This window comes from Lelliottia jeotgali (assembly GCF_016771845.1).
Lineage (GTDB): Bacteria > Pseudomonadota > Gammaproteobacteria > Enterobacterales > Enterobacteriaceae > Enterobacter > Enterobacter jeotgali.
Genome location: NZ_JAENMQ010000001.1, coordinates 1203221 through 1218421, shown reverse-complemented (window position 1 = coordinate 1218421; position 15201 = coordinate 1203221). Strand labels below are relative to the sequence as shown.

At 52.6% G+C, this 15201-nt stretch carries 15 protein-coding genes, 6 tRNA genes and 1 other RNA gene; 8 read left to right on the top strand and 14 right to left on the bottom strand.

The window, feature by feature from the left end; all coding sequences use genetic code 11:
* The first annotated feature begins 3 nt into the window (after window positions 1–3).
* On the top strand, window positions 4–840 hold the full coding sequence (gene pdxK, locus JBO43_RS05765; protein ID WP_202673879.1) for a pyridoxine/pyridoxal/pyridoxamine kinase: 837 nt from the start codon (window positions 4–6) through the stop codon (window positions 838–840).
* 44 nt (window positions 841–884) lie between these two features.
* Here the strand turns inward: pdxK and crr are convergent, their stop codons facing one another.
* The 5 genes from crr to cysZ form a co-directional block, all read right to left on the bottom strand.
* Window positions 885–1394, bottom strand: a complete 510-nt coding sequence (crr, locus tag JBO43_RS05760) for a PTS glucose transporter subunit IIA (RefSeq protein ID WP_049841435.1) — start codon at window positions 1392–1394, stop codon at window positions 885–887.
* 40 nt (window positions 1395–1434) lie between these two features.
* Complete coding sequence (ptsI, locus tag JBO43_RS05755; protein ID WP_095282826.1) at window positions 1435–3162, bottom strand: phosphoenolpyruvate-protein phosphotransferase PtsI; 1728 nt, start codon at window positions 3160–3162, stop codon at window positions 1435–1437.
* A gap of 43 nt (window positions 3163–3205) precedes the next feature.
* Complete coding sequence (gene ptsH / locus JBO43_RS05750) at window positions 3206–3463, bottom strand: phosphocarrier protein Hpr (RefSeq protein ID WP_000487600.1); 258 nt, start codon at window positions 3461–3463, stop codon at window positions 3206–3208.
* Window positions 3464–3780: 317 nt separating this feature from the next.
* Window positions 3781–4752 carry a cysteine synthase A gene (gene cysK / locus JBO43_RS05745; RefSeq protein ID WP_095282825.1) on the bottom strand — a complete coding sequence of 324 codons (972 nt, stop codon included), beginning with the start codon at window positions 4750–4752 and terminating at the stop codon, window positions 3781–3783.
* 162 nt (window positions 4753–4914) lie between these two features.
* Window positions 4915–5676 (bottom strand): sulfate transporter CysZ, encoded by a 762-nt coding sequence (gene cysZ / locus JBO43_RS05740; protein WP_202673878.1) that lies wholly within the window; start codon window positions 5674–5676, stop codon window positions 4915–4917.
* A gap of 230 nt (window positions 5677–5906) precedes the next feature.
* On the opposite strand from cysZ, the gene zipA reads away from it, so the two are divergent.
* The 3 genes from zipA to JBO43_RS05725 all read left to right on the top strand — a co-directional run bounded on the left by zipA (window position 5907) and on the right by JBO43_RS05725 (window position 9176).
* Window positions 5907–6875 carry a cell division protein ZipA gene (gene zipA / locus JBO43_RS05735; RefSeq protein WP_095282823.1) on the top strand — a complete coding sequence of 323 codons (969 nt, stop codon included), beginning with the start codon at window positions 5907–5909 and terminating at the stop codon, window positions 6873–6875.
* A 68-nt stretch (window positions 6876–6943) separates the two neighbouring features.
* Window positions 6944–8959 carry an NAD-dependent DNA ligase LigA gene (gene ligA / locus JBO43_RS05730; protein ID WP_202673877.1) on the top strand — a complete coding sequence of 672 codons (2016 nt, stop codon included), beginning with the start codon at window positions 6944–6946 and terminating at the stop codon, window positions 8957–8959.
* A 1-nt stretch (window position 8960) separates the two neighbouring features.
* Window positions 8961–9176: a DUF3820 family protein gene (locus tag JBO43_RS05725; protein ID WP_095282821.1), complete on the top strand. Its 216-nt coding sequence runs from the start codon at window positions 8961–8963 to the stop codon at window positions 9174–9176.
* Here JBO43_RS05725 and JBO43_RS05720 read toward each other — a convergent pair.
* On the bottom strand, window positions 9173–10168 hold the full coding sequence (locus JBO43_RS05720) for a bile acid:sodium symporter family protein (protein WP_095282820.1): 996 nt from the start codon (window positions 10166–10168) through the stop codon (window positions 9173–9175). The two genes, JBO43_RS05725 and JBO43_RS05720, sit on opposite strands and share 4 nt — an antisense overlap.
* An 89-nt stretch (window positions 10169–10257) precedes the next feature.
* Between JBO43_RS05720 and JBO43_RS05715 the strand changes: the two genes are divergently transcribed.
* On the top strand, window positions 10258–11193 hold the full coding sequence (locus JBO43_RS05715; RefSeq protein WP_202673876.1) for a LysR family transcriptional regulator: 936 nt from the start codon (window positions 10258–10260) through the stop codon (window positions 11191–11193).
* On the opposite strand, the gene JBO43_RS05710 is transcribed toward JBO43_RS05715, so the two are convergent.
* From JBO43_RS05710 to JBO43_RS05685, 6 genes are all read right to left on the bottom strand, one after another.
* Window positions 11190–11531: a FlxA-like family protein gene (locus JBO43_RS05710; protein ID WP_202673875.1), complete on the bottom strand. Its 342-nt coding sequence runs from the start codon at window positions 11529–11531 to the stop codon at window positions 11190–11192. The two genes, JBO43_RS05715 and JBO43_RS05710, sit on opposite strands and share 4 nt — an antisense overlap.
* A gap of 134 nt (window positions 11532–11665) precedes the next feature.
* A non-coding RNA gene (locus tag JBO43_RS05705) (RtT sRNA) lies at window positions 11666–11789 on the bottom strand.
* A gap of 29 nt (window positions 11790–11818) precedes the next feature.
* Window positions 11819–11894: transfer RNA gene (locus JBO43_RS05700), tRNA-Lys, on the bottom strand.
* A 3-nt stretch (window positions 11895–11897) separates the two neighbouring features.
* A tRNA-Val gene (locus JBO43_RS05695) sits at window positions 11898–11973 on the bottom strand.
* A gap of 33 nt (window positions 11974–12006) precedes the next feature.
* A tRNA-Val gene (locus tag JBO43_RS05690) sits at window positions 12007–12082 on the bottom strand.
* A 43-nt stretch (window positions 12083–12125) separates the two neighbouring features.
* Window positions 12126–12201: transfer RNA gene (locus tag JBO43_RS05685), tRNA-Val, on the bottom strand.
* 258 nt (window positions 12202–12459) lie between these two features.
* Here JBO43_RS05685 and gltX point away from each other — a divergent pair.
* On the top strand, window positions 12460–13875 hold the full coding sequence (gene gltX / locus JBO43_RS05680; RefSeq protein ID WP_095282817.1) for a glutamate--tRNA ligase: 1416 nt from the start codon (window positions 12460–12462) through the stop codon (window positions 13873–13875).
* Between the two features lie 50 nt (window positions 13876–13925).
* On the opposite strand, the gene JBO43_RS05675 is transcribed toward gltX, so the two are convergent.
* A complete protein-coding gene (locus JBO43_RS05675; RefSeq protein WP_095282816.1) occupies window positions 13926–14321 on the bottom strand; it encodes a YfeC-like transcriptional regulator in 396 nt (131 codons plus the stop codon).
* A gap of 1 nt (window position 14322) precedes the next feature.
* Window positions 14323–14685, bottom strand: coding sequence for a YfeC-like transcriptional regulator (locus JBO43_RS05670; RefSeq protein WP_095282815.1), 363 nt, complete (start codon window positions 14683–14685; stop codon window positions 14323–14325).
* A 217-nt stretch (window positions 14686–14902) separates the two neighbouring features.
* On the opposite strand from JBO43_RS05670, the gene JBO43_RS05665 reads away from it, so the two are divergent.
* Window positions 14903–14978, top strand: a tRNA-Ala gene (locus JBO43_RS05665).
* Between the two features lie 38 nt (window positions 14979–15016).
* A tRNA-Ala gene (locus JBO43_RS05660) sits at window positions 15017–15092 on the top strand.
* Window positions 15093–15201 lie beyond the last annotated feature (109 nt).

The window sequence follows — 15201 nt, the reverse complement described above, 5'->3', positions numbered from 1 at the left end:
GTCATGGAGATGATTTTATTTCGGGATAAAACCCGTGCGCAGCAGACGGATATCGTGGCTGTGCAGTCGCAGGTGGTTTACGGCAGCGTGGGCAACAGCATTGCGGTGCCGAATATCAGACAACATCAGTTGACCGTTACGGCAGTTCCAACGGTGCTGTTCAGCAATACCCCGCATTACGACACGTTTTACGGCGGCGTGATCCCCGACGACTGGTTCAGCGGCTACCTGCAAGCGCTGGAAGAACGCGATGTGTTGCGCGAGCTTAAAGCGGTGACCACCGGCTATATGGGCAGCGCCAGCCAGATTAAAATCCTGGCCCAGTGGCTTGTCGCGATCAAAGCAAAACACCCGGATTTGCTGGTACTGGTCGACCCGGTGATTGGCGATATCGACAGCGGTATCTACGTGAAGCCTGAAATTCCTGAAGCCTATCGCCAGCATTTACTGCCGCTGGCGCAGGGAATTACGCCGAATGTTTTTGAGCTGGAAGTGCTAAGCGGTCAACCGTGCCGCACCCCGGAGAGCGCTGTGGCTGCGGCAAAAAGTTTGCTGTCCGACACGCTGAAATGGGTAGCGATTACTAGCGCGCCGGTGGAGTCTGACCCGGAGAACATTCACGTGGTTCTGGTGACGAAAGACGCTGTGACGGTAACGGATCATCCGCGTGTTGCGACTGACCTGAAAGGAACCGGCGATCTGTTCTGTTCAGAGCTGGTAAGTGGCATTGTCCAGGGCAAGGACGTGGGCGATGCAATCCGCTGTGCAGGCGATCGGGTCACTGAGGTGATGAAGTACACCCAGGAAAAGGGCTTTGACGAGCTAATCCTCCCCGCATAAACAAAAATGGCGCCCGAAGGCGCCATTTTTCTGTGCGGCAAGAATTACTTCTTGATGCGGATCACCGGGGTTTCGCCCACGGTCACGCTGCCAGACAGTTTGATCAGTTCTTTGATTTCGTCCATGTTGGAGATAACAACCGGAGTCAGGGTAGACTTGGCTTTCTCTTCCAGCAGCGCCAGATCGAATTCGATCACCGGGTCGCCGACTTTCACACGCTGGCCTTCTTCAGCGATACGCTTGAAGCCTTCGCCTTTCAGCTCAACGGTGTCGATACCGAAGTGTACGAACAGTTCGATACCGCTATCAGATTCGATAGAGAACGCATGGTTGGTTTCAAAAATTTTACCGATGGTGCCGTCAACTGGCGCAACCATTTTGTTACCAGTTGGTTTGATAGCAATACCATCACCAACGATTTTTTCGGCAAATACTACATCCGGCACGTCTTCGATATTGACGATTTCGCCAGACAGCGGAGCAATAATCTCAATAGTTCCGGTGTCTTTCTTATCATCAGAAACCAGAGATTTCAGTTTATCGAACAAACCCATGATCTTCTCCTAAGCAGTAATTTGGGCCGCATCTCGTGGATTAGCAGATTGTTTTTTCTTCAATGAACTTGTTAACCAGCGTCATTAACTCGTCCGTTGTCGGTTGAGCAAGAGCCTGCTCTGCTAACACCTTCGCATCTTCGAAGTTCGTGTTACGGATAATCTTCTTAATGCGCGGGATGGAAATGGCGCTCATAGAGAATTCGTCCAGACCCATACCCAGCAACAGAAGTGTAGCACGTTCGTCGCCTGCAAGCTCACCACACATGCCTGTCCATTTACCTTCAGCATGAGAAGCATCAATAACTTGCTTGATTAGCGTGAGTACGGACGGTGACATTGGTTGGTAGAGATGTGAAATCATATCATTACCACGGTCAACTGCCAGGGTGTACTGCGTTAAATCATTGGTGCCAATACTAAAGAAGTCGACTTCTTTGGCCAAATGACGAGCAATCGTTGCTGCCGCTGGTGTTTCCACCATCACGCCCACTTCGATAGTTTCATCAAAGGCTTTACCTTCTTCACGCAGCTGCGCCTTCATGATTTCGATCTCAGCTTTCAGTGCACGCACTTCTTCAACAGAGATAATCATTGGGAACATGATGCGCAATTTACCGAATACAGAAGCACGCAGGATTGCACGTACCTGCGCGTACAGGATCTCTTTACGATCCATCGCGATACGCACTGCACGCCAGCCCAGGAATGGGTTTTCTTCTTTCGGGAAGTTCATGTACGGCAGCTCTTTGTCGCCACCGATATCCATGGTACGTACGATAACCGCTTGTGAGCCACAGGCTTCAGCAACCGCTTTGTACGCCGCAAACTGCTCATCTTCAGTTGGCAGTGAGTCACGGTCCATGAACAGGAACTCAGTACGATACAGACCAACACCTTCCGCGCCGTTGCGCTCAGCGCCGTCAACGTCACGGACGGTACCGATGTTCGCGCAAACTTCCACCTGATGACCGTCCAGCGTAATGGCTGGCAGATCTTTCAGTTTGGCCAGTTCCGCTTTTTCAGAAGCGACTTGCTCCTGAACGGCACGCAGTTGTTCGATCTCTTCGTTGGTTGGGTTGACGTAAACCAGATTGTTTACGGCATCCAGAATCAGATAGTCGTCGTTTTTCACCTGAGAGGTGACGCTACCGGTACCCACGATGGCTGGCAATTCCAGAGAACGCGCCATGATTGAGGTGTGGGAAGTACGGCCACCGGCGTCGGTGATGAAACCCAGCACCTTTTTGAGGTTCAGCTGTGCGGTTTCAGACGGCGTCAGGTCAGCGGCAACCAGGATAACTTCGTCCTGGATAGAGCTGAGGTCGATAATCGCCAGACCCAGGATGTTGCGCAGCAGGCGCTTACCGATATCACGTACGTCAGCCGCACGTTCTTTCAGGTATTCATCATCCAGTTCTTCGAGGGCAGTAGCCTGGCCTTCGATAATTTCATGTGCAGCCGCGTCGGCCGTCATGCCCTTATCTTTAATCAGGGCTATGATTTCCTGCTCCAGCTCCTCATCTTCGAGCAGCATGATGTGCCCTTCGAAGATGGCTTCTTTTTCTTCACCGAAAGTTTCGCCAGCTTTAGTTTTGATCGCTTCCAGCTGCGCTGATGCCTTGGCACGACCGCTCAGAAAACGCTCAACTTCCTGATCAACCTTGTCGGCAGAAATTTTTTTCCGGTCGATGACGATCTCGTCTTCTTTCAGCAGAAGTGCTTTGCCGAAAGCGATACCCGGGGATGCTAAAATGCCTGAAATCATAACCCTACCTTACTTGTGACTGATATTAAAAAGAACCCGGAACTTACTCGAGCTCAGCCATCAGTTTAACCAGATGCTCAACTGCTTTCTGCTCGTCTTCACCTTCCGCAGAGATGGTGACAACGGTACCCTGAGTCAGGCCCAGAGTTTGCAGCTTAAACAGGCTTTTTGCGCTAGCGCTTTTGCCGTTGGAGGTCACAGTGATCTCAGAAGTGAAGCCTTTTGCTTCTTTAACAAACTGAGCAGCAGGGCGGGTGTGCAGACCGTTTGGAGCAGTAATGGTAACTTCTTGCTGGAACATTGTATTTCCCCAACTTATAGGTTTAGTGTTGTGGAACTAAAGTCTAGCCTGGCGGCTTAACTTTAGCCTGTCTTGTTAGCGCTGACGTTTCGCTCGTCATTAAACATTATGCAGTGAAAGCAAGACTTGAACCAAATCATAAAATCGATTCAGCTTCGCTATTTCCGACATTGATTAATTTCGCGCTTCAAAATAATTGTCAGGTTAAATACCAGACCCGACGGGGTGAATCAATGCCAGGAGGAGTAAAAGTTTGATGCAGGCCACAAAAAAGCACCCTTTTGGGTGCTTTTTTACGCGTTCTTAACATGCTGGCATTACTGTTGCAGTTCTTTTTCCGTGAACAGATCGGCAAACAGTGCAGTGCTTAAATAACGCTCACCCGAGGACGGTAGGATAACCACAATATTCTTATTGGTAAAGGTTTCATCTTCCTGAAGCTTCAGCGCAGCAGCCACTGCTGCACCGGAAGAGATACCGGCCAGAATACCTTCTTCGTCCATCAGACGACGCGCCGTGGAGATCGCTTCTTCGTTAGTGATAGCGACCACTTTATCAATCAGCTTCAGATCGAGGTTGCCCGGAATAAAGCCTGCGCCGATGCCCTGAATTTTGTGCGGGCCTGGTTTTATCTCTTCGCCAGCCAGCGCCTGGGCGATGACAGGGGAGTCGGTTGGCTCAACGGCAACGGTGATCAGATCCTTTTTGCCTTTCGTGCCTTTAATATAGCGGCTCACGCCGGTCAGCGTCCCGCCTGTGCCGACGCCGGAGATAAACACGTCAACCTGGCCATCCGTATCTTCCCAGATTTCAGGGCCGGTGGTTTTTTCGTGGATTTCCGGGTTTGCCGGGTTGCTGAACTGCTGCAGCAGCAGGTATTTGGCCGGGTCGCTGGCGACAATTTCTTCTGCTTTCTGAATGGCACCTTTCATGCCTTTCGCGCCTTCGGTCAGAACCAGATTCGCGCCCAGTGCTTTCAGCAGCTTGCGACGCTCAATGCTCATGGTTTCTGGCATCGTCAGCGTTAATTTGTAGCCACGCGCAGCGGCAACGTAGGCCAGAGCGATACCGGTGTTGCCGCTGGTCGGTTCAACCAGTTCAACGCCAGGCTTCAGAACGCCACGTTTTTCGGCATCCCAAATCATGTTTGCACCGATACGGCATTTTACGCTGAAGCTCGGGTTACGTGATTCTACCTTCGCCAGAATGCGTCCATTACCGATACGGTTCAGTCGAACCAGTGGCGTATGACCGATAGTCAGCGAGTTGTCTTCGTAAATCTTACTCATGGCCTGTCCTTAACTGTATGAAATTGGGATACCGTCCCAGCATACCCGTTGGATAAGTATGCGGAAGTAAGGAAATCGCATATCTATATGCTGCAAGGAAATAATGGCTATCAGTATGGAATAAGGAGGGCATAAGCCGCCCCCCATTTACACAGTTTTGCATTACTTCCATAACGCGTGCTTAGCACGGTAGCAATCTACCCACATCGCGGTCGCGCCGCAGACGGCGACCGGCATGATGAACAGGTTAAGGAAAGGGATCATTGTGAACAGGCTGGTCAGGGCACCAAACTGCATATTGATGACCTTTTGCGAGCGCAGCGCCGTGCGCATCTCTTTAAACGGCACTTTATGGTTGTCGAATGGATAGTCGCAATACTGAATCGCCAGCATCCAGGCGCTAAACAGGAACCACAGCACCGGCGCAACGGTCTGGCCAATGCCGGGGATAAAATAGAGGATCAGCAGGACAATCGCGCGTGGCAGGTACCATGCAAACTTTTGCCATTCGCGCTTCATGATGCGCGGCACATCTTTCATTATGCCGAGTACGCCGGTATCAGGCGGTGTGGACCCCGTCAGTCGTGCTTCGAGTTGTTCTGCCAACAGCCCATTAAACGGGGCGGCGATCCAGTTGGCTATCGTTGAGAAGAAATAGCCAAAAACTAACAGGACGGAGATGACCACAATCGGCCACAGCAAATAGCTCAGCCATTGCAGCCAGTCGGGGACGTGGCTCATGATGGCCGGTACCCAGCTTTCGAGTTGCGTAAACAGCCACCAGAAAGCACCACCCATCAGCAGAATGTTGATCAGCAGGGGCAGGATGACAAAACGGCGAATGCCTGGCAGGGAGACCAGTTTCCATCCCTGAGAAAAGTACCAGATACCGCTGCGCGGAGTCGTTGTTGATGTTGAAACCATAACCAGGCTGTACTCCTTTTTTCACAACCAGTGGAATTGCACGCCTATATTATCGAGTTATGGACCAATGACCAGTTCGGAAATGTTCGAAAAAACAGCAAAAAGCACGATTTCGTTCATCTTTATGCTTTGAATGCTCTGCACACACTTGCACTTGACGTAATCGGCAAATACTCTTAGTGAGTAAATGTTTGCCGTGGTGGCAAGGTGTTAGAACAACAGAGAATATAATGATGCAGGATTTGCGTCTGATATTAATCATTGTTGGCGCGATCGCCATACTCGCTTTACTGGTACATGGTTTCTGGACCAGCCGTAAAGAACGCTCCTCGATGTTTCGCGATCGCCCACTGAAGCGCATGAAGTCCAGTCGTAACGACGATGACGGTGATGACGACATCGAAGATACCGACGACGAAGGCGTGGGTGAAGTCCGCGTTCATCGGGTCAATACAACTGCGCCTGCTGCAGGTCATGGGGAGCATGAAGCGCCTCGTCAGCCTCCACAGCACCAGTACCAGCCGCCTTACGCGTCTGCACAGCCGCGCCAGCCTGTTGCTCCGCAGCCGGTTGAAGAGCCGGTGCGCCAGCCACAGCAGCCGCCTGTGCAACAGCAACCTGTGCCACAGCCCGCGCCGCAAGCGCCGCGTCCTGTTCAGCCACTGCCGCCAGAAACACCGCCGCAGCCTGTTCACACGCAGCCAGCCCCGCAGCCTGAGCCGGTCTTTGAACCGGAGCCGGTTGTTGAAGAAGCGCCAGTGACTGAAAAGCCGCAGCGTAAAGAAACGGTGATCATCATGAACGTGGCTGCTCATCATGGCACTCAGCTCAACGGTGAAGTGTTGCTTAACAGCATCCAGCAGGCGGGTTTCAAGTTTGGCGACATGAACATTTTCCACCGCCATCTGAGCCCGGACGGCAGCGGCCCCGCGCTGTTTAGCCTGGCCAATATGGTCAATCCGGGGACTTTCGACCCGGAAATGAGCGGTGATTTCACCACGCCTGGTATCACTATCTTTATGCAGGTGCCGTCTTACGGCGATGAACTGCAAAACTTTAAGCTGATGCTGCAATCCGCCCAGCATATCGCCGATGAAGTCGGTGGTGTGGTACTCGACGATCAGCGTCGCATGATGACGCCGCAGAAACTGCGCGAGTATCAGGATCGCATCCGCGAAGTAAAGGAAGCTAACGCGTAAACGCTGCGTTCTCTTCCACTCCTCCTCAACCCCCGCCTGTCGGGGGTTTTTCTCATTGATGGTGCGATATGGACTCAATCGAACAACAACTCACACAGCTACGAACCACACTTCGCCATCATGAATATTTGTATCACGTGATGGATGCACCGGAAATCCCGGATGCGGAGTATGACCGCCTGATGCGCGAACTGCGCGAGCTGGAAACACAACACCCCGATCTCATCACCCCGGACTCACCGACGCAGCGCGTGGGTGCGGCTCCGCTGGCCTCTTTCAGCCAGGTGCGTCATGAAGTGCCGATGCTGTCACTGGATAACGTTTTCGACGAAGACAGTTTTCTCGCGTTTAACAAGCGTGTCCAGGATCGACTGAAAAGCGCTGAAGTGCTGACGTGGTGCTGCGAGCTGAAGCTCGACGGTCTGGCGGTGAGCATCCTGTATGAAAACGGCGTGCTGGTGCGCGCCGCCACGCGCGGCGATGGCACAACCGGTGAAGACATCACCACCAACGTGCGGACCATCCGCGCGATACCGCTGAAGCTGCGCGGCGAGAACATTCCCGCACGCCTCGAAGTGCGCGGTGAAGTGTTCCTCCCGCAGGCTGGCTTTGAAAAGATTAACGATGAAGCGCGTCGCACCGGTGGAAAGCTGTTTGCTAACCCGCGTAATGCTGCGGCAGGATCGCTGCGTCAGCTTGATCCACGAATAACGGCGAAGCGCCCACTGACGTTCTTCTGCTACGGCGTGGGTATTCTTGAGGGCGGAGAACTGCCTGATACCCATCTGGGTCGCCTGCTGCAATTTAAAGAGTGGGGACTGCCGGTCAGTAATCGAGTGAAACTTTGCGACTCACCGGAAGCGGTGCTGGCATTTTATCATCAGGTCGAAGCGGACCGTCCGTCACTCGGGTTTGATATCGATGGCGTGGTCATCAAAGTGAACTCGCTGGCGCTTCAGGAACAGTTAGGTTTTGTGGCGCGTGCACCGCGTTGGGCGGTGGCCTTTAAATTCCCCGCTCAGGAACAGATGACCTTCGTGCGCGACGTGGAATTTCAGGTAGGCCGTACCGGGGCGATTACCCCGGTCGCACGTCTGGAACCTGTTCAGGTCGCGGGTGTATTGGTCAGCAATGCGACTCTGCATAACGCTGATGAAATTGCACGTCTGGGCCTGCGGATTGGCGATAAAGTCGTTGTTCGTCGCGCGGGTGATGTGATCCCCCAAGTGGTGAACGTTGTCGAATCTGAACGCCCTGATGACACTCGTGCCATTGAATTTCCGACCCACTGTCCGGTATGTGGTTCCGACGTTGAGCGCGTAGAGGGCGAGGTCGTGACGCGCTGCACTGGCGGGTTAATCTGCGGGGCGCAGCGCAAAGAAGCGCTCAAACACTTCGTCTCCCGTCGGGCGATGGATGTCGACGGGATGGGCGATAAAATTATCGATCAGTTGGTCGAGAAAGAGTATGTCCACACGCCTGCTGATCTGTTCCACTTGACGGCTGGAAAGCTGACAGGACTGGATCGCATGGGGCCAAAATCCGCGCAAAACGTGGTGAATGCGCTGGAGAAAGCCAAAGAAACGACCTTCGCACGGTTCTTGTATGCTCTGGGTATTCGTGAAGTCGGTGAGGCGACCGCTGCCGGACTGGCTGCTCATTTCGGTACGCTTGAGCTGCTCGAAAAGGCCTCGATTGACGATCTGCAAAAAGTGCCGGACGTCGGTATCGTCGTTGCCACTCACGTCTTTAACTTCTTTGCGGAAGAGAGCAACCGCGAAGTGATCGGTAAATTGCTGGAAGAGGGCATTCACTGGCCCGCACCGGTTGTCGTCAACGTCGAAGAGATCGACAGCCCGTTTGCGGGCAAAACCGTGGTACTCACCGGCAGCCTGAGTCAGTTGTCCCGTGACGACGCCAAAGCGCGTCTGGTGGCGCTGGGTGCAAAAGTGGCGGGCAGTGTATCGAAGAAAACCGATCTGGTGATTGCCGGTGAAGCGGCAGGCTCGAAACTGGCGAAAGCGCAGGAGCTGGGCATTGAAGTTATCGACGAAGCCGAAATGATTAGGCTACTGGGAGAGTAACGTGGAGAAAGAACAGCTCATCGAGATTGCCAATACCGAAATGCCATTCGGAAAATACAAGGGACGTCGATTGATTGACGTGCCGGAAGAGTATTTTCTGTGGTTTGCGCGTAAGGATCAATTCCCTGCCGGGCGACTCGGCGAGCTGATGGCTATCACACTGCTCATTAAAAGCGAAGGGCTGAGCCATCTGGTTCAGCCCCTCAAGCGTCCTTAAGCTTTCGCGGCGCGGGTCTCTTCCTGCGCCAGCTTCTCTGTCTCGCGCTTGTAACGACGCGCCATCACCGCACAGACCATTAGCTGAATCTGGTGGAAGATCATCAGCGGCAGCACCATCATGCCAATCACCGACGTCGGGAAGAGAATATTGGCCATCGGGATACCGTTGGCGAGACTCTTTTTCGAGCCGCAGAACACAATGGTGATTTCATCCGCTTTATTGAAGCCAAATTTACGGGCGGCAAAAGTATTCACTGCGATCACAATCGCCAGTAACACGATGCTCACCAGCGCGATAAACAGCAGCGAACCAATCCCGACCTTGTGCCAGATCCCATTCACTACGGCTTCGCCAAAGGCGGAGTAAACCACTAACAGAATCGAGGTCTGGTCGGTTTTGCCAATCCACTTTTTGTTTCGCGCGACGAAATCCCCGGTCCACGGACGAGAAAGATGCCCAAGCACGAACGGCAGCAACAGTTGCAGGCAGATTTTACCAACCTGCTCAAGGTTACCCTCTGCGCCATGCATATTCATCAGCAAGCCAACCAACAGTGGCGAGACAAAAATCCCCAACAGGCTGGAGGCTGATGCAGAGCAGACTGCTGCCGCAACGTTGCCGCCAGCCAGTGACGTAAACGCGATGGCCGACTGGACGGTCGCGGGCAAAATGCACAGATACAGGAAGCCGGTATACAGCGCCGGATCGACGTTCACCGGTGCCCACCAGGCGAAGAGCACGCCGAGGATCGGGAACAGAATGAAGGTGCTGCACATTACCCACAGGTGAAGTCGCCAGTGGCTGCCCCCGGCGATGATCGCTTCACGAGACAGCTTCGCCCCGTGCATGAAGAACAGCAGGGCAATAGCTGCCGTTGTCAGGCCTTCGATAAACGGAACAAAACTACCGCGCGCCGGGAAGAAAGAGGCCAGCAGGACAACGGCAATCAGCGTAAGGGTAAAGGGATCGAGAACACGAAACAGTTTCATAAACGCTCCTGAAATCAGATTTCGCTATTGTGCTTTGTTCCGTTTGAGAAATAAAATCGATTTATTGCATCCATTCATGAATAAAACAGATGAATTATTCCCTTCGTCAGCTTCGTGTTTTTGTCACCGTCGCCCAGGCCCGCAGCTTTAGCCGTGCCGGGGAGATGATCGGACTGAGCCAGTCGGCAGTGAGTCATAGCGTAAAAGAACTGGAATTACAGACCGGCGTGCGCCTGTTGGATCGTACCACGCGTGAAGTGGTACTTACCGAGGCGGGGCAGCAGCTGGCTGCGCGTCTGGAGCGCCTGCTGGATGAACTCAACAGTACGCTGCGTGACGTGGGCAGGGTGGGGAAGCAGCTTTCCGGGACAGTCCGCGTTGCGGCCAGTCAGACGATTTCTGCACATTTGATTCCGCAATGCATTGCCGAAAGTAATCGCCGCTATCCCGATATTGATTTTGTACTGCACGACAGGCCGCAGCAGTGGGTTCTGGAGAGTATCAGGCAAGGTGACGTTGATTTCGGCATTGTTATCGATCCCGGTCCAGTGACAGATCTCGAATGTGAAGTCGTGCTGTCAGAACCATTTTTACTCTTGTGCCGCGAAGATGATCCTCTTGCATCGGTGCCTCAGGTGACATGGCAGTCGTTGCAGGGCGCAAATCTGGTATTACAGGATTATGCATCGGGAAGCCGACCGCTGATAGATGCGGCACTTGCTCAGCAGAGGGTGAACGCGACAATTGTGCAGGAGATTGGACATCCCGCGACGCTTTTCCCAATGGTGGAGGCCGGGATTGGCATCAGCGTGTTACCCGCGCTGGCGCTGCCGTTGCCGCAGGGGAGTAGGCTTGTTGTCAGGCGTTTCACGCCGTGCATAGAACGTAAACTGATGCTTGCGCGGCGTAAAAATCGCTCGCTTTCTGGTGCGGCTCATGCGCTTTGGGAGGTGGTACGTATGCAGGCACAGCGATTGATGGAGGCCCGCATACGCGATCCGTTATTTAATGCACCAGAGGATTAGATGTAGATATCAATCTGGTGATCGGCGGAAGGTGAGTTAACGCCTTCCATTTTGCCCTGTTTTTGATCTTGTTTTTGCTGGGCTTCTTCAGCCTGCTGGCGCTGTAATTGTGCCAGTTGGGCTTGCAGCATTTTGATCTGAGCCTGAAGCAGCTCCTGCTGTTTTTTCTTATCCTCGGTGCTGCCGCTACCGTTCGCGACATCCTTAAGTTGCTGAGTCAGCTTAGTGATTTGCGATGTCAGGCGGCTAATCTGCGAAGCGATACCGCTTGCACCGGAACTGCTGCCACCGCTGCTGCCGGTCTGCACTGAAGGAGTTGATGTCTGTATTGTTGTCATTTTAAATCCTCTCGCCATAAAACAAGCATATCGGCAAATAAACCCATAGCTTGAGGGGACCTGCCAGATCTGGGAGGGAGAAAATTCAGGAATCGCAGATAGCAAAAAAGCGCCTTTAGGGCGCTTTTTTACATTGGTGGGGCGTGCAGGATAACTCGCTTCGCTCGCCCTTCGGGCCGTCGCCTTACGGCTCCGTTGCCTCACTGCGTTCGGCTCGAACCTGCTGCAGGCTCGAATCTTGAATATCGCAGATAGCAAAAAAGCGCCTTTAGGGCGCTTTTTTACATTGGTGGGGCGTGCAGGATTCGAACCTGCGACCAATTGATTAAAAGTCAACTGCTCTACCAACTGAGCTAACGCCCCGAATGGTGGGTGATGACGGGCTCGAACCGCCGACCCCCTCCGTGTAAAGGAGGTGCTCTACCAACTGAGCTAATCACCCAAACTTCGGTACTGCTATTACAAGAGAAGATAATGGTGGGTGATGACGGGCTCGAACCGCCGACCCCCTCCGTGTAAAGGAGGTGCTCTACCAACTGAGCTAATCACCCAAATCTTATCTCTTGCTACACTGCGGTATCACTCACAAATGAATGGTGGGTGATGACGGGCTCGAACCGCCGACCCCCTCCGTGTAAAGGAGGTGCTCTACCAACTGAGCTAATCACCCCCGCTGTGTGGAGTCGCATTATAGGGAGAGTTGAAAATGAGTCAACGCCTTTTCTAAAGATTTTGTTTGTTCGTCGTAAAATTAAACAAACGGATCACAAAATGGCCCGCGCAGCATGATTTCTAAACAAATTTAGTAAACCTGCACGTCAATAAGGCAACATCATTGAGGAATCGGCCCACAGTGATAGAATATTGCCCATTGTTTTTATCCCAGCATTTGCCGGTCGTCGGCATCTTTATAACGTAAGGCCATTTCATGAAAATCAAAACTCGCTTCGCGCCCAGCCCGACAGGCTATCTGCACGTCGGTGGTGCACGTACTGCTCTCTATTCCTGGCTTTTTGCACGTAACCACGACGGTGAGTTCGTGCTGCGTATTGAAGACACCGATCTCGAACGTTCCACACCGGAAGCAATCGAAGCCATTATGGATGGGATGAACTGGCTGAATCTGGAGTGGGATGAAGGCCCGTACTTCCAGACGAAACGTTTTGACCGTTACAACGCCGTCATCGACGACATGCTGGTCGCGGGTACCGCGTATAAATGCTACTGCTCCAAAGAGCGTCTGGAAGCTCTGCGTGAAGAGCAAATGGCGAACGGTGATAAGCCTCGTTACGATGGCCGCTGCCGCCACAGCCACGAGCACCATGCCGATGACGAACCCTGCGTTGTGCGTTTCGCTAACCCGCAGGAAGGTTCTGTTATCTTCGACGACCAGATCCGTGGCCCGATTGAGTTCAGCAACCAGGAACTGGACGATCTGATCATTCGTCGTACTGACGGTTCACCGACCTACAACTTCTGCGTTGTGGTTGATGACTGGGACATGGAAATCACCCATGTTATTCGCGGTGAAGATCATATCAACAACACACCACGTCAGATTAATATCCTGAAAGCGCTGAATGCGCCGGTGCCTATTTATGCGCACGTATCGATGATTAATGGCGATGACGGTAAAAAACTGTCCAAACGTCACGGCGCTGTCAGCGTGATGCAATACCGCGATGACGGTTATCTGCCGGAAGCGTTGCTGAACTATTTAGTCCGTCTGGGCTGGTCCAGCGGTGACCAGGAGATCTTCAGCCGCGAAGAGATGATCAAACTGTTCTCCCTGAATGCAGTGAGCAAATCCGCCAGTGCATTTAACACCGATAAACTGCTGTGGTTGAACCATCACTACATCAACACCATGCCGCCGGAATACGTTGCAACCTACCTGCAATGGCACATTGAGCAGGCGAATATTGATACCCGCACTGGCCCAGAGCTGGCGGATCTGGTGAAACTGCTGGGTGAACGCTGCAAAACGCTTAAAGAGATTGCGGAAAGCTGCCGTTATTTCTACGAAGAGTTCGAGGCGTTTGATCCTGACGCGGCGAAAAAACACCTGCGTCCGGTTGCTCGTCAGCCGCTCGAAGTCGTGCGTGATAAACTGTCTGCACTGACTGACTGGACTGCGGAAAATGTTCACAACGCGATTCAGGCTACGGCAGACGAACTGGAAGTCGGTATGGGGAAAGTTGGTATGCCACTGCGTGTTGCCGTGACTGGTGCTGGGCAATCCCCAGGACTTGATGTCACCGTTCATGCAATTGGCAAAACGCGCAGCGTTGCGCGCATTAACAAAGCTCTGGATTTTATTACTGAGCGCGAAAGCCAACAGTAAATACGTCGGGCAGACGAAGAGCAAAAACGGCAGGCTATCCTGCCGTTTTTTTATGCCTGTTCTTCAGCAATACCGAGGCGGGCGAGGAAGCCCTGAATACCTTCGCGGGCCAGCAGCACGGCAAGTTTTTCTTGCTCAATGAGCGTCATACTTTCCAGTGCGCCGGTCACCTGCCGTAACAAGCTGGTGGTGTTCGCCCCCTCATATTCGGCGGACGTTTCTGCAAGCTGATAAATAGCCTGTCGGTTACGAATCGCAGGGATATTCATAATATGTTCGCGTACGCGGGCGTCGATATGGATCAATCGTGCTCGTCCGCCTTTTACACCATGCAAACTTTCGGTTTTCCACCCTTGCTTACGCACCCAGCGGTTAATCGTTTGTTTGGCGACGCCAAGGCTATCGGACAACTCTTCCGTGGTCATTTTGCTCCGTAATTTTTTCATATCAGCTCTGTTCGCGTATCCCTAAACGTTGTAACAATCCGGTAATCCCTTCCCGCAGTAACAACGTCGTCAGCTGTTTTTGCTCATCCGGGGTCATTTCATTGGCCAGTGTCAGCAGCAGAGCGTTAAGTGAGCTATTATTGGCTGTGCTTTCAATGAGCTGAGGTTCATCCGTCATCCTGGATGCGCTGCGGATAAACTCTCGCACTTTTTCGTTAACGTGAACCAGACGCGCCTTACCACCCTGAACACCTGGTCTTGGAGATGTTTTCCAACCCTCCTTGCGTACCCATTTATTGATGGTCTGTCGGCTATAGCCAGTGAGTCGCGACAACTCCTCTGGCGTCATTCGTTCCTTGATCATGCAATTACCTGAATATCAGTAGGGTTAATGAGTGGTTCATGTTATAGCACCCTTTTATGCGAAAATGTGACAGGTTTAACTACTGGCTGCGAGCAGCTTCGCATTGTGACTCATTTGCATGATTTTTCGACGATTGAAAGGGCTGCGTTGATTTTGCCGTTGACACTCTGCAATGGAATTCATATTATGCCGCCCGTCAACACGACAGCTTTACGTTGGGGCTATAGCTCAGCTGGGAGAGCGCTTGCATGGCATGCAAGAGGTCAGCGGTTCGATCCCGCTTAGCTCCACCAAATTCTTATCCAGGAGAGTTTGGAACGTAAAACACTGTGGGGCTATAGCTCAGCTGGGAGAGCGCTTGCATGGCATGCAAGAGGTCAGCGGTTCGATCCCGCTTAGCTCCACCAAAATTCAGACCCTCGCCGAAAGGCGGGGGTTTTTTTATGCATTTGTTATCATCTCCTGCCTTTTTTGTTGCCATCCGTGTATGTTTATCAATCTGACCTCAATCGAAAT

Coding starts and splice junctions, on each gene's coding strand:
- ptsH (WP_000487600.1), bottom strand. CDS start 3,463: ATGTTCCAGCAAGAAGTTACCATTACTGCTCCAAACGGTCTGCACACC.
- ptsI (WP_095282826.1), bottom strand. CDS start 3,162: ATGATTTCAGGCATTTTAGCATCCCCGGGTATCGCTTTCGGCAAAGCA.
- zipA (WP_095282823.1), top strand. CDS start 5,907: ATGATGCAGGATTTGCGTCTGATATTAATCATTGTTGGCGCGATCGCC.
- crr (WP_049841435.1), bottom strand. CDS start 1,394: ATGGGTTTGTTCGATAAACTGAAATCTCTGGTTTCTGATGATAAGAAA.
- JBO43_RS05715 (WP_202673876.1), top strand. CDS start 10,258: ATGAATTATTCCCTTCGTCAGCTTCGTGTTTTTGTCACCGTCGCCCAG.
- cysK (WP_095282825.1), bottom strand. CDS start 4,752: ATGAGTAAGATTTACGAAGACAACTCGCTGACTATCGGTCATACGCCA.
- cysZ (WP_202673878.1), bottom strand. CDS start 5,676: ATGGTTTCAACATCAACAACGACTCCGCGCAGCGGTATCTGGTACTTT.
- JBO43_RS05710 (WP_202673875.1), bottom strand. CDS start 11,531: ATGACAACAATACAGACATCAACTCCTTCAGTGCAGACCGGCAGCAGC.
- pdxK (WP_202673879.1), top strand. CDS start 4: ATGGAGATGATTTTATTTCGGGATAAAACCCGTGCGCAGCAGACGGAT.
- JBO43_RS05720 (WP_095282820.1), bottom strand. CDS start 10,168: ATGAAACTGTTTCGTGTTCTCGATCCCTTTACCCTTACGCTGATTGCC.
- JBO43_RS05670 (WP_095282815.1), bottom strand. CDS start 14,685: ATGATCAAGGAACGAATGACGCCAGAGGAGTTGTCGCGACTCACTGGC.
- JBO43_RS05675 (WP_095282816.1), bottom strand. CDS start 14,321: ATGAAAAAATTACGGAGCAAAATGACCACGGAAGAGTTGTCCGATAGC.
- ligA (WP_202673877.1), top strand. CDS start 6,944: ATGGACTCAATCGAACAACAACTCACACAGCTACGAACCACACTTCGC.
- gltX (WP_095282817.1), top strand. CDS start 12,460: ATGAAAATCAAAACTCGCTTCGCGCCCAGCCCGACAGGCTATCTGCAC.